13 protein-coding genes are annotated in these 13,669 nt (G+C 74.1%); 5 read left to right on the plus strand and 8 right to left on the minus strand.

What is annotated here, in order from left to right; genetic code table 11:
- The first annotated feature begins 353 nt into the window (after window positions 1-353).
- Together ANAEK_RS08535 and ANAEK_RS08540 are read left to right on the plus strand one after the other, a co-directional pair.
- Window positions 354-1,184, plus strand: a complete 831-nt coding sequence (locus ANAEK_RS08535) for a 1,4-dihydroxy-6-naphthoate synthase (RefSeq protein ID WP_012525749.1) — start codon at window positions 354-356, stop codon at window positions 1,182-1,184.
- Between the two features lie 140 nt (window positions 1,185-1,324).
- On the plus strand, window positions 1,325-2,080 hold the full coding sequence (locus ANAEK_RS08540) for a lytic transglycosylase domain-containing protein (protein WP_232288406.1): 756 nt from the start codon (window positions 1,325-1,327) through the stop codon (window positions 2,078-2,080).
- A gap of 40 nt (window positions 2,081-2,120) precedes the next feature.
- Here the strand turns inward: ANAEK_RS08540 and ANAEK_RS08545 are convergent, their stop codons facing one another.
- Genes ANAEK_RS08545 through ANAEK_RS08570 form a run of 6 tightly spaced genes read right to left on the minus strand, consistent with a single transcriptional unit; the run spans window position 2,121 to window position 10,592 of the window.
- Window positions 2,121-3,548, minus strand: a complete 1,428-nt coding sequence (locus ANAEK_RS08545) for a NarK family nitrate/nitrite MFS transporter (RefSeq protein ID WP_012525751.1) — start codon at window positions 3,546-3,548, stop codon at window positions 2,121-2,123.
- A gap of 3 nt (window positions 3,549-3,551) precedes the next feature.
- The gene (locus ANAEK_RS08550) at window positions 3,552-4,226 is read right to left on the minus strand and encodes a respiratory nitrate reductase subunit gamma (RefSeq protein WP_012525752.1); all 675 of its coding nucleotides are present in this window, start codon (window positions 4,224-4,226) and stop codon (window positions 3,552-3,554) included.
- The gene (locus ANAEK_RS08555; protein WP_012525753.1) at window positions 4,223-4,771 is read right to left on the minus strand and encodes a nitrate reductase molybdenum cofactor assembly chaperone; all 549 of its coding nucleotides are present in this window, start codon (window positions 4,769-4,771) and stop codon (window positions 4,223-4,225) included. The genes ANAEK_RS08550 and ANAEK_RS08555 overlap by 4 nt, the downstream gene beginning before the upstream one ends.
- Before the next feature lie 4 nt (window positions 4,772-4,775).
- Entirely contained in the window at window positions 4,776-6,245 is a 1,470-nt protein-coding gene (gene narH, locus ANAEK_RS08560) for a nitrate reductase subunit beta (RefSeq protein WP_012525754.1), read from the minus strand.
- Between the two features lie 19 nt (window positions 6,246-6,264).
- Window positions 6,265-9,891, minus strand: coding sequence for a nitrate reductase subunit alpha (locus tag ANAEK_RS08565; protein ID WP_012525755.1), 3,627 nt, complete (start codon window positions 9,889-9,891; stop codon window positions 6,265-6,267).
- Window positions 9,888-10,592 (minus strand): hypothetical protein, encoded by a 705-nt coding sequence (locus tag ANAEK_RS08570; protein ID WP_012525756.1) that lies wholly within the window; start codon window positions 10,590-10,592, stop codon window positions 9,888-9,890. The genes ANAEK_RS08565 and ANAEK_RS08570 overlap by 4 nt, the downstream gene beginning before the upstream one ends.
- Window positions 10,593-11,079: 487 nt before the next feature.
- Between ANAEK_RS08570 and ANAEK_RS08575 the strand changes: the two genes are divergently transcribed.
- Both ANAEK_RS08575 and ANAEK_RS08580 read left to right on the plus strand, forming a co-directional pair.
- The gene (locus ANAEK_RS08575) at window positions 11,080-11,514 is read left to right on the plus strand and encodes a PAS domain S-box protein (protein ID WP_012525757.1); all 435 of its coding nucleotides are present in this window, start codon (window positions 11,080-11,082) and stop codon (window positions 11,512-11,514) included.
- A 2-nt stretch (window positions 11,515-11,516) separates the two neighbouring features.
- Window positions 11,517-12,065: a hemerythrin domain-containing protein gene (locus tag ANAEK_RS08580; protein WP_012525758.1), complete on the plus strand. Its 549-nt coding sequence runs from the start codon at window positions 11,517-11,519 to the stop codon at window positions 12,063-12,065.
- A 2-nt stretch (window positions 12,066-12,067) separates the two neighbouring features.
- Here the strand turns inward: ANAEK_RS08580 and ANAEK_RS08585 are convergent, their stop codons facing one another.
- Together ANAEK_RS08585 and ANAEK_RS08590 are read right to left on the minus strand one after the other, a co-directional pair.
- Window positions 12,068-12,589 carry a 1-acyl-sn-glycerol-3-phosphate acyltransferase gene (locus tag ANAEK_RS08585; RefSeq protein ID WP_232288407.1) on the minus strand — a complete coding sequence of 174 codons (522 nt, stop codon included), beginning with the start codon at window positions 12,587-12,589 and terminating at the stop codon, window positions 12,068-12,070.
- A gap of 132 nt (window positions 12,590-12,721) precedes the next feature.
- Window positions 12,722-13,132, minus strand: coding sequence for a polymer-forming cytoskeletal protein (locus ANAEK_RS08590; protein WP_012525760.1), 411 nt, complete (start codon window positions 13,130-13,132; stop codon window positions 12,722-12,724).
- Window positions 13,133-13,426: 294 nt separating this feature from the next.
- On the opposite strand from ANAEK_RS08590, the gene ANAEK_RS22775 reads away from it, so the two are divergent.
- The gene (locus ANAEK_RS22775; protein WP_012525761.1) at window positions 13,427-13,657 is read left to right on the plus strand and encodes a hypothetical protein; all 231 of its coding nucleotides are present in this window, start codon (window positions 13,427-13,429) and stop codon (window positions 13,655-13,657) included.
- The last annotated feature ends 12 nt before the right edge of the window (window positions 13,658-13,669 follow it).

Consider the following 13,669-nt stretch of genomic DNA (forward strand, 5'->3'; position numbering starts at 1 on the left):
CGGCCTCAGACATGCTCGCCGCGCACGCCGGCTGGATACGCGCGCGAGGCGCGATCGTCTCTCGCTGCGCCTGCGCTGACAGTCGCGGTCGCGGGCGAGGGCGTCCGCGCTGCGGACGTGGGGCCGTGGAACGCGGCTTCGAGGGAGCGGGACGAGAGCTTCCTCCGGCGAGAGCGTCCCCACCACCGCCGCGCATCCACGTCAGGGCGCTCCGGAGCGCCGACCTAGCGGCCCGCTCCAGGACAGGGCCCGCTGGAGGAAGGGACCGGAGCGGCCACGGCTGCACGTGGCCGCGCCCGGGCGTATGATGCCCGGCCCGCGGCCGCGCCGGTCGCCTTGGAGGACCGCGCCGCATGAGGCTCACGCTCGGCTTCTCGCCCTGCCCGAACGACACGTTCATCTTCGACGCCCTGGTGAACGGCGCCGTGGACGCGGAGGGGCTCGACCTCGACGTCCGGCTCGAGGACGTGCAGACGCTGAACGAGTGGGCGCTCGCCGGTCGGCTCGACGTGAGCAAGATCAGCTACGGCGTGCTGCCGCTCGTCGCGCGCGAGTACGCCGTGCTCGCGTCCGGCGGCGCGCTCGGCCTCGGGGTCGGGCCGCTGCTGGTGGCGCGGCCCGGGCTCGGCGCGTTCGACCCGGCGCGGATGACGGTCGCCATCCCGGGCCGGAACACGACCGCGCACCTGCTCTTCTCGCTCGCGTACCCCGGCGCCGCGCACAAGCAGTTCATGGTGTTCTCGGACATCGAGCGGGCGGTGCTCTCCGGCGCGGTGGACGCCGGCGTGATCATCCACGAGGGCCGCTTCACGTACCAGGCGAAGGGGCTCGAGCGCCTGATGGACCTGGGCGAGCACTGGGAGTCGCGGACCCGGTCGCCCATCCCGCTCGGCGGGATCGTGGCGCGGCGGTCGCTCGGGCCGGAGGTGCTGCGGAAGCTCGAGCGGCTCGTGCGCGCCAGCGCCGAGCACGCGCTCGCGGGGCGGCCGCTTGTCACCGGGTACGTGCGGTGCCACGCGCAGGAGATGGACGAGGCGGTGATGCGCCAGCACATCGACCTGTACGTGAACGCCTTCTCAGTGGACCTGGGCGAGGCGGGGCGGCGCGCGGTGGCGACGCTGCTCGACGTGTACCGGCAGGTGAACCCGGGCGCGCCGGCGCTGCCGGGCGACCTGTTCGTTTGAGCGCGCCCGCGGAGGGCGGAAGCCGGGCGGCCGGTCCGCGGTAGCATGCGGACATGGCGCGGCGGCGGGCGCGGGGCACGGGGCGGGCGGGGCAGGGGCGGACCGGGCGTCGGCCGTCGCGGCGCGGTCCGGGCGCGCGCGTGCGCGGGTGGCTCGCGGCGCGGCGCTGGGCGGAGCTGCCGGTGGCCGCCTGGGCGCTCCTCGCCGTCGCGCTGCTCCTCGCGGTGAACCTGGCCGTCCAGGTGGTGCGCAAGCCGACCGAGCTGCTCGGCGCGGTCGTGCCCACCTCGCCGAAGGCGCCCGCCGAGACCTGGGCCGAGTACGGCCCGCTCTTCGAGGCGCACGCCACCGACCTGGTGCGGCCCGAGGTGCTCGCCGCGCTCGTGCAGCTGGAGAGCGCGGGCGACCCGCTGGCGCGGACCTACTGGCGCTGGCGCTGGACCACGGATCCGCTGCGCGTGTGGGCGCCCGCCTCCAGCGCGGTCGGGATCCTCCAGATCACCGACGGCACCTACGCGCAGGCGCGCCGGCTCTGCATCCACGATCACCGGGTGGCGCGCGACGGCGCCTGGTGGGACCCCGACGCCTGCTGGTTCAACGCGCTCTACCTGCGCACCGTGCCGAGCCACGCCGTGGAGATGACCGCCGCGTGGCTGCACGTGTGCGCCGCCGACGCGCTCGCCGGATCGGGCACCGCCGGGCCCGCCGACGCGCGCCGGCTCGCCGCCGTGATCCACCTGTGCGGACGGGAGCGCGGCGCCGCGTTCGCGCGGCGCGGGTTCGCCGCGGCGCCCGGGGAGCGCTGCGGCGATCACGAGCTCGGCGCCTACCTCGCCCGCGTGGACGGGCTCGCGGCGGCGTTCGCGCGGATGGGGGCGCAGGGCGGGCGGCGGTGAGCCGGGGCGCGCGGCGGCGCGTCGCCCCGGCACGGCCCCGTCACGCCGGGATCTCGGCCCGCGGCCGGGCGTAGTACCACCACACCAGCGCGATGCAGCCCGCGTAGTAGGCCACGAACGCCAGCACCGCGCCGTGCGGCGCGCCGGTCAGCTCCACGGACATGCCGAAGGTGCGCGGCACGAAGAACGCGCCGTAGGCGGCGATGGCGGAGACGAAGCCGACCACCGCGCCGCCCTCGCGGAGCGCGTCCTTCTGCGCCTGGGCCAGCGCGACCGGATCGGAGCCGGCGCGCCGCTGGTGGAAGGTGGAGAAGATCACCGGGATCATCCGGTACACCGAGCCGTTCCCGATCCCGGTCGCGGTGAAGAGCACCACGAACGCCGCCAGGAAGCCGCCGAAGCTGCCGGGCCCGCCGCCGCGGGGCAGCGCCACGAGCACGCCCACCGCCGCGAGCCCCATCACCAGGAACGTGACCAGCGTCACCCGGGCGCCGCCCAGCCGGTCCGCGAGCCACCCGCCCACCGGCCGCGCCAGGCCGCCCACCAGCGGCCCGACGAACGCGTAGCGGGTCGGGTCCACCGCGGGGAAGGACGCCTGCGTGAGCAGCGCGAGGCCGGCGGAGTAGCCGATGAACGAGCCGAAGGTGCCGAGGTACAGCAGCGACACGAGCCAGTTGTGCTTGCGCCGGAAGATCACCGACTGCTCGCGGAAGGAGGCCTTCGCGCTGGCGAGGTCGTCCATGCCGAACCAGGCGAGCACGGATGCGACCACGATGAGCGGCACCCACACGAACGCGGCGTTCTGCAGCCACACCTGCTTGCCGCCGTGCAGCACCTGCGGCCCGCCCGCGAGCGGGCCGAGCAGCGCGGCCGCCACCACCAGCGGGACCGCGAGCTGGACGCCGGAGACGCCCAGGTTGCCGAGGCCGGCGTTCAGGCCGAGCGCGGTGCCCTTCTCCGCGCGCGGGAAGAAGAAGCTGATGTTGGACATGCTCGAGGCGAAGTTCGCGCCGCCGAGGCCGGTGAGGAGCGCGAGCACCAGGAACGTCGAGTAGGAGGTGTCCGGGTCCTGCACCGCGACGCCGATGCCGATCGCCGGCAGCAGCAGCGAGGCGGTGGAGAGCGCGGTGAAGCGGCGGCCGCCGAAGACCGGCACCGCGAACGCGTAGAAGATGCGCAGGGTCGCGCCGGAGAGGCCGGGGAGGGCGGCCAGCCAGAAGAGCTGGTTGGTGGTGAAGCGGAAGCCGATGGCGGGCAGCTTCACCGCCACCACGCTCCACACCATCCAGACCGCGAACGCGAGGAACAGGGCGAAGATGGAGAGCCAGAGGTTGCGGCGGGCCACCCGGCGGCCCGCCGCGCCCCAGAAGGCGCGGTCCTCCGGGTCCCACTGCGTGATGAGGCGCGCGCGGCGGCGCGGGGGCGCGACGGGCTCGGGAACGGGCGCCGGGGCGGGGACGGGGCTCATCGGTCACCTCGCTTCCTGGGAGGGCGCGCGGCGCCACACCACGCGCTGCGGCGCGCGCCACAGGTACGCGAGCGGCAGGCTGGTGGCGTGGACCAGGCGCGACACCGGCACGAGCGCGAGCAGCAGGAACGCGTTCACCACGTGCACCTTCACCAGCGGCGGCAGCACCGCCATCGCGTCCACCCGCGGCGAGAGCGTCGCGAGCGAGGCGAGCCACGGCGCGGCGGTGTGCAGGTACCAGAGGCCGCCCCAGCGGAGCGCGTAGGCGATCCACAGCCCGGTCGCGGCCTGCAGGAGCAGCAGCGAGAGCACCACCCAGTCCATCGGCGTCGTCAGCCGGGCCAGCGCGGTGCGCCGCACGAGCAGGAGCGCGATCCCGAACACCGCCAGCATCGCCAGCGCCATCCCGGTGATCTCGAGCGCGTACAGCCGGGCCGGCGCGCCGAGCAGCCGGCCCCAGAGGCCGGGCGCGACCGCCGCGAGCAGGTGGGCGGCCAGGATGGCGAGGATGCCGTGGTGCCACGCGATCGAGCCCCAGCGCAGCGCGCGCCCCTCGATGAGCTGCGTGGAGCGCGCGCTCACCGAGCCGCCCAGCGCCCGCCGGCGGTAGACGGCGCCGCCCACCGCGAACGCGACCGCGAGGTAGGGGAACACCGCGAACAGGAACGTGTCGCTCATGGCCTCGCCTCCGCGCCGCGCGGCCGGGCGGCGGCCGGCGCGGCGAACACCGCGCGCACCGCCACCAGCAGCTCGCGGTAGGGGTTCGCGCGATCCGCGAACGCGTGGATCATCTTGTCGAGCGCCGGCGCGAGGCCGTCCTGCACCAGGTCGTCGCGCACCGGGCCCGGCTGCGCCACCGCCAGGAACCCGAGCACCTCGGCCACGTGATCGGCCAGCTCCTCGCGCGGCCGGTAGCCCTCGGCGGCGTAGACCTCCGCGAGCTTCGCGAGCAGCGGCCCGCGCACCGGGCTGTCCTCCGCGAGCAGCTGCGCGCCCAGGTACGGCGCGCAGGCCGGGCGCAGGTCGAACGCGGCGGTGTACAGCTCCTCCAGCCCCTCGCGGCCGGCCTCGCGGGCGGCGTCCTCGAAGCGGCCCAGCGCCGCCGCGGCGGCGCCCGGACCGGCCAGTCCCCGCGCCTCGTGCGCCAGCGCGGCGGCGTCGCCGGTGGGGTAGGAGAGCAGCGCGGAGAGGGTGCGGCAGAGCTCGGCGTGCGTGCGTTCCATCGGCTCACCTCCCCAGCGGGCGCAGGAACCCGAGGCCGCTCGAGGAGCGCGGCTGCGGCTCGACGGCCGGCTCGGTGTCCGCCTCGCGGGCCATGGGCGGGATGACGATCCGCTCCTCCATGGGCGCGAGCGTGGTCATGCGGTGGATCTCGTCCGCCTGCGCCGCGTGCAGCCCGGCCGCCTCGAGCGCCGCGTTCGCCTGCGCCGGGGTCACGTCGCCGACCTGGCCGGCGCGGCGGTGCACGCGCACCGCGATGAGCCGGCGGTAGGCCGCCTCCACCACCGCCTCGTTGCCGCCGCCGAACAGGCCGGCGAGGTAGCGGAGCGGGAGGCGCGCCGACTCGAGCGAGGTGAAGAACCGGCCGTCCGGGTCCGACGCCGAGCGCGCCAGCGCCGGGAGGAGCGGCGGGACGTAGAACAGCATGGGCAAGGTGCGGTACTCGGGGTGGAGCGGCAGCGCGATCTCCCACTCCTTCACGAAGCGGTACACCGGCGACCGGCGGGCGGACTCCACCATGGCGTCGGGCACGCCGCTGGCGCGCGCCGCCGCGATCACCGCCGGGTCGGAGGGATCGAGGATGAGCGAGCGCTGCGCCGCGACCAGGTCCTGGTCCGGGCGCGACGCGGCCTGCGCGATCCGGTCGGCGTCGTAGAGCAGCACGCCCAGGTAGCGGATCCGGCCGACGCAGGTGTGGAAGCAGGCCGGCGCCTCGCCCGCCTCGAGCCGCGGGTAGCACAGGATGCACTTCTCGGACTTGCCCGTCTCCCAGTTGAAGTAGACCTTCTTGTACGGGCAGGCCGAGACGCACATGCGCCAGCCCTTGCAGACGTCCTGCGAGATCAGCACCACGCCGTCCTCGCCGCGCTTGTAGATCGCGCCGGAGGGACAGGCCGCCACGCAGGCCGCGTTCAGGCAGTGGTTGCAGATGCGCGGCAGGTAGAAGAACACCATCCGCTCGAGGTCGAACAGCTGCGTCCGCTCCGCCTCGGTGAGCGCGGCCAGGCCGGGGTCGTTCGCGGCGTAGGTGCCGGAGCCGCCCAGGTCGTCGTCCCAGGCCGGCCCGGAGGCGATGTCGATGGGCTTGCCGTCCACCAGCGACACCGGGCGCGCGGTGGGCTGCACGTCGCCGGCCGGCGCGGTGAACAGGTCGTCGTACTTGTACGTCCAGGGCTCGTAGTAGTCCTGGAGCACCGGCAGGTTCGGGTTGTGGAACAGCCGGCCCAGCGAGGCGCCGGGGCTGGCCTGGCGGAGCGAGAGCTCACCGCCCTCGACCTTCCAGCCGCCCTGGTGGCGCTCCTGGTCCTCCCAGAGCACCGGGTACCCGGTGCCGGGCCGGGTCTCCACGTTGTTCCACCACGCGTACTCGACGCCCTTCCGGTCGGTCCACTGGTTCTTGCAGGCGACGCTGCAGGTGTGGCACCCGATGCACTTGTCGAGGTGGAACACCGACGAGATCTGCGCGCGGACGTTCATGGGTTCCTCGGCCGGGCGGCTACCACTGCGGCTCGCCCTCGAGCTTGGTGACGCGGACGTAGGTGTCGCGGTTGTTGCCGGTGGGCCCCCAGTAGTTGAGGGCGAACGTGAACTGGCCGTAGCCGCCCATCATCAGCGTGGGCTTCAGCCGGACGCGGGTGAGGCTGTTGTGGCTCCCGCCGCGCAGGCCGCCGCGCGAGGGCGAGCGGGGCACGCCGATGGTGCGCTCCGGCGCGTGGTACAGGTAGCAGACGCCCCGCGGCATGCGCGCGCTCACCACCGCGCGGGTCACCACCGCGCCGTTGTCGTTCACCACCTCCACCCAGTCGTTGTCGGCGAGCCCGATCTCGGCGGCGTCCTCGTCGTTCACCCACAGCGGGTGGATGCCGCGGGAGAGCGTGAGCATCCGGAGGTTGTCGCCGTACGTGGAGTGGATGCCCCACTTGCCGTGCGGGGTCAGGAAGTTCAGCGTCAGCGCCTGGCCCGCATCGCCGGCCGGGGCGGTGAGGTCTCGCACCGCGTCGCGCTCCGGCTTCGGCTTGTAGGTGGGCAGCGCCTCCCCGAACGCGATGAAGCCCGGGTGGTCGAGGTAGAAGTGCTGGCGGCCGGTGAGCGTGCGCCACGGCACGAGCCGCTCCACGTTCAGGCAGTAGGCGGAGTAGGTCCGCCCGCCGCCGGTGATCCCGGTCCAGCACGGGCTGTCGAGCAGCCGCCGCGGCTGCCGCGCCAGCTCCTCGAACGTGATGCGCACGCCGCGGGTCTTCTCGGCGAGGTCCGCGAGCGGGAGCCCGACCTTCTTCTCCTCCGCGTGGTACGCGCGCCAGGCCGACTCGCCGTTGGTCTCGGGGGCGAGGTGCAGGATGGCGTTGGCGGCGTCGCGCGCCTCGGCGATGGACGGGTAGCGCGCGCCGCCCCACTCGACCGTGCGGCGCGTGCGCACCAGCTCGTCGTACAGGTCGTCCACCGGCCAGCTGATCCCGTGCGCCGAGAGGCCGGCGGTGCGGATCGTGGGGCCGAGCGACACGAAGCGATCGTGGAGGTGCACGTAGTCGCGCTCCACCACCGCCAGGCCAGGCATCGTCTTGCCGGGCACCGGCTCGCACTCGCCGCGGCTCCAGTCGAGCACCTCGCGCTGCGCCAGCTCCGCCGGCGTGTCGTGCATGAGCGGCGTCGCCACCAGGTCGCGCACCTTCTCCGGGAGGTGGGTGCGGGCGAGCGCGCTCACCTTCTCCGCGAGCGCCTTGAAGATGTCCCAGTCGCTCCTCGACTCCCAGCAGGGCGGCACGGCCGCCTGCAGCGGGTGGATGAAGGAGTGCATGTCGGTGGTGTTGAGGTCGTCCTTCTCGTACCAGCTCGCCGCCGGCAGGATCACGTCGGAGTAGAGCGCCGTCGTGTCCATCCGGAAGTTCAGGTCCACCACCAGGTCGAGCTTCCCCTCCGGCGCCTGCTCGCGGAACGTCGCCTCGGTCACCGCGCCCTTCGCCGCCTCCGGCGCCACCGTGCCGTGGCGCGTGCCGAGGTAGTGGCGCAGGAAGTACTCGTGCCCCTTCGCGCTCGACATGAGCGCGTTGCCGCGCCAGATGAACCAGAGCCGCGGCCAGCTCGCCGGCGCGTCCGGGTCCTCCACCGCGAAGCGGAGCTTCCGGTCGCGGAGCTCGCGCACGGCGTGCTCCACCACCTCGGCGTCGGTGCGCGCCCCCGCGGCCTCGGCCTCGCGCACCACCTGCGCAGGGCTCCGGTCGAACTGCGGGAAGAACGGGAGCCAGCCGCGCCGCACCGCGCGGACCTGGTGGTCGAGCGTGTGACCCTGGGTGAGCGGGTGGCCGTTCCGCGCCGGGTCGAGCTGGCCCAGGTCCGCCGCGCCCTCGTAGCGCCACTGGTCGGAGTGGACGTAGTGGAAGCTGGGGGCGTTCTGCAGGCGCGGCGGGCGCGACCAGTCCAGGCCGAACGCGAGCGCCTGCCACGGCGCCACCGGCGCGAGCTTCTCCTGGCCGACGTAGTGGTTGAGGCCGCCGCCGTTCCGGCCCACGCAGCCGCAGAGCACCAGGCCGGTGATGGCGGCGCGGTAGGCGAGGTCGGCGTGGAACCACTGGTTCACGCCGGCGCCGATGATGATCGAGCACTTGCCCTGGGTGCGCTCCGCGGTGCCGGCCCACTCGCGCGCGAAGCGGATCACGTCGCGGCGATCCAGGCCGGTGTGGCGCTCCTGCCAGGCGGGCGTGTAGGCGGCGTCCGCGTCGTCGTAGCTCGCCGGGTAGTCGCCGGGGAGGCCGCGAGAGACGCCGTGCCGCGCGAACAGCAGGTCGTGCACGGTGGTGACGGTGACCGTCCCCCGCGCGGTCGGGACGCGCCGCACCGGCACGCCGCGGCGGGAGACCCGGCCGGTGGCGTGGTCCACGAACGACACCTGCACCACCTCGTCGTGCGCGTCGAGGAGGCCGAGGCGCGGGGAGAGCGCCGCGCCGTCGTGGCCGTCCTTCATCTCCAGGTTCCACTGGCCCTTCTTCTGCTGCCAGCGGAAGCCGAGCGTGCCCTGCGGCATGCGCGGCGCGTCCGCGGCCTCGTCCCACACCAGGAACTTGAAGTCGCCGTGCTCCTCGCCGGCGTAGCGCTCGAGGCGGCTCGCCGGGAGCATGCGGCCCGGGGTGACCTGGCCGTCCTGCACCTCGAGCTCGACGAGGAACGGCGCGTCGCTGTAGCGGCGCAGGTAGTCGGCGAAGAACGGGACCTCGCGGTCGGCGTGGAACTCCTTCAGCAGGACGTGGTTCACCGCCAGCCAGAACGCGCCGTCCTGGCCGGCGTGGACCGGCAGCCACTCGTCCGCGTACTTCGAGGTCATGCTGTAGTCGGGCGAGAGCACCACCACCTTGGCGCCGTCGTGGCGCGCCTCGGCCAGGAAGTGAACGTCCGGCGTGCGGGTCATCCCGACGTTCGAGCCCATCGAGACGATGTACTTGGAGTGATACCAGTCGGCGCTCTCGGCCACGTCCGTCTGCTCGCCCCACACCTCGGGCGACGCGTTCGGCAGGTCGCAGTACCAGTCGTAGAAGGACAGGTTCACCGCGCCGAGGAGCTGCAGGAAGCGCGAGCCGCCGGCGAAGGACAGCATCGACATGGCCGGGATGGGCGAGAACCCGACGATGCGGTCGGCGCCGTGGCGCTTCAGCGTGTGGATGGTGGAGGCCGCCACCAGCTCGAGCGCCTCGTCCCAGCTCGCCCGCCGCAGGCCGCCCTGGCCGCGCGCCTGCTGGTAGGCGGCGCGCGAGGCAGGGTCGTCCACGATCGACGCCCAGGCGTCCACCGGGTCCGCGTGCGCCTTGCGCGCGGCGCGCCACAGGTCCATGAGCGTGCCGCGCAGGTACGGGTGCTTCACGCGCAGCGGGCTGTAGAGGTACCAGGACGCGGAGATCCCGCGCTGGCAGCCGCGCGGCTCGTAGCCCGGCACCTCGCAGGAGAAGCGCGGGTAGTCGAGCGCCTGCGTCTCGAGCGCGACGATCCCGTTCTTCACGTGGATGTTCCAGGAGCAGCCGCCGGTGCAGTTCACGCCGTGCGTGCTGCGGACGACCTTGTCCACCTGGTGGCGGCTCCGGTACAGGTCCTCCCAGGTGCGCTGCGACGGGGCGATGACGTCCTCGATCCAGCTCATCGGACTCCTCCCTGCGCGCGCGTGGCCTTCGCCGGCGCGGTCGGTGCGGCCCCCGCGGCAGACGCCGCGGGCCGGGTGGGCTGTGAAGGCCGCGTCCGCCGCGGCGGCGGGGCGAGGCGGGCGCGGGCGACCAGCTCGGCGCGGGCGGAGCCCGGGATGCGGCGCGCGCCGAGGCCGATGCCGGCGAGGCAGGCGAGCGCGATCAGCGCGGCGATCCACCCGGCGCGTCCGGCGCCCGGCTCCGGCTTCCCCGCCGCGCCGAGCAGGAAGGCGGAGAGGTGGGCGCGCTCGTCCGGATCGAGCGGGTGGCCGGCGTAGACCGGGACCATCGAAGGGAAGGGCGGGTCGGACAGCAGGCCGTCCAGCGCGGCGGCGTCGAGCCCGTCGAAGCTGGCGCGCAGGCCGGGGCCGAACGACGCGGCGAACGCGGAGCCCTCGCCGCCGATGGCGTGGCAGGCGCCGCAGGGCGCGCCGCCGTTCCGGAGCGCGCGCGCGCCGATGAAGAGGTCGCGGCCGATGGCCGGGTCGCCGGGCGGCGCGGTGGGTTCCGGCGCGGCGGCGTCCGGGGCGGCTGCGGCGGCGGGCTCGGCCGGCGCGGGGGCGGCGGGCTCCGCGGCGGGCTGCTGCGCCGCGAGCCACGGGGACGGCATGGCGAGCAGGAACGCGAGCGCCCCGGCGCGGAGCAGGTGCTCGGAGGCCATGAGGCAGTCCTTTCGACGTCTCTGGGCAGCGGGTGCGCGGCAGCGTTCGGCGGGGCGTCGGCCTCGCCGTAAGCGGACGTTCGAACCATTTACGCGCCGTGTGCCAACGACGGCAGCGCGCCCCGCTGCGGGCCGCGTCCGGCTCGAAATCCGCCGTGACGCTGCTCGGTTCCGCAAGGGAAGCGCCTCCCGCCTCCGAGGCGCCACGGCCCGGATGGAGCGCATCGGCGCACCCGCCGGCCGTTTGAACACCGAATGATGGGTCGCAATTCACCGAACAATGGGTGGCTCAATCGGGGATGGTGCGTTAAGTCCGCGAAATTGGACTGGTCCGGTCGATGGCAGGGCGCTGGCACTGCCGGACCACTGCCCGCGCTCCCAACGACTCTCGGTCGTCTCCACCCTGACCCAGAGTCGTTTCGGCGGGCCGCCATGCAGCCCCTTCCGGACGGGTGCCCGAGCGCCCGCCCGCCCGCAGAGGAGCCGAATGACCGACACCGCCATCTACCAGCAGATCGTCGACGGCAGCCCGGACGCGTTCATCCTCGGCGATCGCGAGGGGCGCATCCGCATCTGGAACGCGGGCGCGGAGGCGATCTTCGGCTTCACCGCCGCCGAGGCGCTGGGCCAGTCCATGGACATCATCATCCCGGAGCGGCTCCGCGGCCGTCACTGGGACGGCTACATGAAGACCATGCAGACCGGCAAGAGCCGCTACGGCGCGGGCGACGTGCTCGCGGTGCCGGCCATCACGAAGGATGGCCGGAACATCTCGATCGAGTTCACGATCCAGATGCTGCGGACCGCGGGCGGCGAGCTGCTCGGACCGCTCGCCATCATTCGCGACGTGACGAAGCGCTTTCAGCGCGAGCGGGAGCTCGCGCGGCGCGTGAAGGAGCTGGAGGCCAAGGCAGGGGCGTGACCATGCTGAACGTGATCGGAAAGCGGGCGGCGCCCGCGGACGCGGTGGACCTCCTGCTCGAGTGCCACGACCGCATCCGGCAGTTCCTGGCGCTGGGGCGCCGGGTGGCCGAGGCACGGCCGGACCAGCTCGCGGAGGTGCCGGAGGCGGCGTCGCGGGTGCGCCGCTACTTCACGCAGGCGCTGCCGCTGCACGCTCACGACGAGGAGCAGTCGATCCTGCCGCGGCTGCGCGGGCGTGAGGCCGAGGTGGACGCGGCGCTCGCGTCGATGGCCCACGAGCACGCGGAGCACGAGGAGCCCCTTGGCCGGCTGGTCGCGGCCTGCGAGGCCGTCGCTCGCGAGCCGTCCCGCCACGCCGCGCTCGCCGGCGCGATGGCCGCCGCGGTGGGCGAGCTCGAGCGTCACTTCGAGATCCACCTCCGGCGCGAGGAGGAGATCATCTTCCCGGCCATGCGGCGGCTGCTGGCGGGCGCGCTCGACGCGGAGATCGTGCGCGAGATCCGGGCGCGCCGCGGGGTGGCGGAGGCCTCCGGGCAGACGCCGCCCTGACCTCACGGCGCGGCGCCCGGACGGAACCGGATGTCGCTCGCCTGGGCGGGATGGCGTCCGATCTTGCCGGCATACGCGGCCCGGATCTGCGCCAGATCGGCGGCCTCGTCGCCGCTCAGGTCGAGGTACCGCGACATGCCGATGGTGCGGCTCCGGTAGTCGATGAACGCGAGCCCGACCGGCACGCGCGCGGCGAGCGCCAGCCGGTAGAAGCCGGATTTCCAGTGATCCGTGCGCGCGCGCGTGCCCTCCGGCGCGAGCGCCAGCCACATCCAGGGCGCCTCGGCCAGCTCCCGGCCGAGTTCGGCGAGGAAGCCCGTGGGCGCACGACGATCCACCGGGATGCCGCCCATGCGCCGCAGCAGGGCGCCGAACGGCGGACGGAACAAGGAGTGCTTCCCGACCCAGCGCACCGGCAGCGCCGCCGAGACCTTCGCGAGGTACCCGAGCACGAAATCCCAGTTCGAGGTGTGCGGGTAGACGACGATCACGCAGCGCGGGCTGGAGGGCCAGGGCAGATCCACGCGCCATCCGGCGGCGCGGAGGACGGCCCGGGCGCAGCGCTGGGCGAGCGACGGGTGGGCGGGCGGACGCGGAGCGGAGGAAGGGGAGCCGGACATTCGCCCGGATGCTACACCGGGGGCCCGGCCGCGCGGCTACGGCGTGCCCGCGGGCGTCACCGGCTTCACCGCTCCGCCGCGATCGCCGCCGGCGCCCGGCATGCGGGTGGAGCCCTGGAACACGACGCCTTTCTCGATGGAGAGCGACGGGGTCTCGATGTCGCCGCGGACCCGTGCCGTGTGGTGCAGCTCGACCGAGGTCTTCGCCTTGATGTCGCCGTTCACCTCGCCGTGGACGATGACCGTGCCGCAGGTGATCTGCGCGTCGATGCGCGCCTGCTCGCCGACGACCAGGACGTCCTCGGTGGTGATGGAGCCGGTGAACTTCGCGTCGATGCGGACCGTGCCGGCGAAGGTGAGCTTGCCGTCGAACTCGACTCCCTTTCCGAGCAGCAGGTCTCCGGCCGGCGCCTGCATGGGGTCGTCGCGCTTCTGGATCATGGCCATGGGTGGTGCTCTCCTGACGCGGGCGGTCGGCCGGGTCACCCGGCCGCGCTGTGAGTTAGCCACCCGCCGCCGGCGCGGCCAGCCGCGAACCCCGAAGCAGGCGAGGCCCCGCCCGGCGCCTGGCGCAAGCGCGGGAGTGCGCCGCCGTCCCGTTCGGCTACACTCCCGATACGTCCCGACCCAGAGTCATTTCGCCGGACACAGGACCCCCGGACCTGACCCAGAGTCGTTTCGTCCGACAGCGGTCCTGCGCCGGCGGCGGTCGTGCCGGATGGATCATCCGATGGAGGGGGCTTGAGCTCCTGGAGTTGCCGCTACGAGCTGAAGGGCATCTGCAAGAAGGTCGCGGGCGCGTACTGCCGCCCCGGCATGAAGGGATGCATCCTCGTCGGGAAGGTGAAGTTCCAGGATGGCCAGGTGCCGGCTCCCGTCTGGCCACCTGGAGCGAAACCCGGACGGGCCCCGGATGAGGTCGCGCCGAGGGAGCCGGGGGACGCGAGCGCTCCCGAGGACGCCGATCCCTGAGTCGTCGCACGA

Source organism: Anaeromyxobacter sp. K (assembly GCF_000020805.1).
Taxonomy (GTDB): Bacteria; Myxococcota; Myxococcia; order Myxococcales; family Anaeromyxobacteraceae; genus Anaeromyxobacter; species Anaeromyxobacter dehalogenans.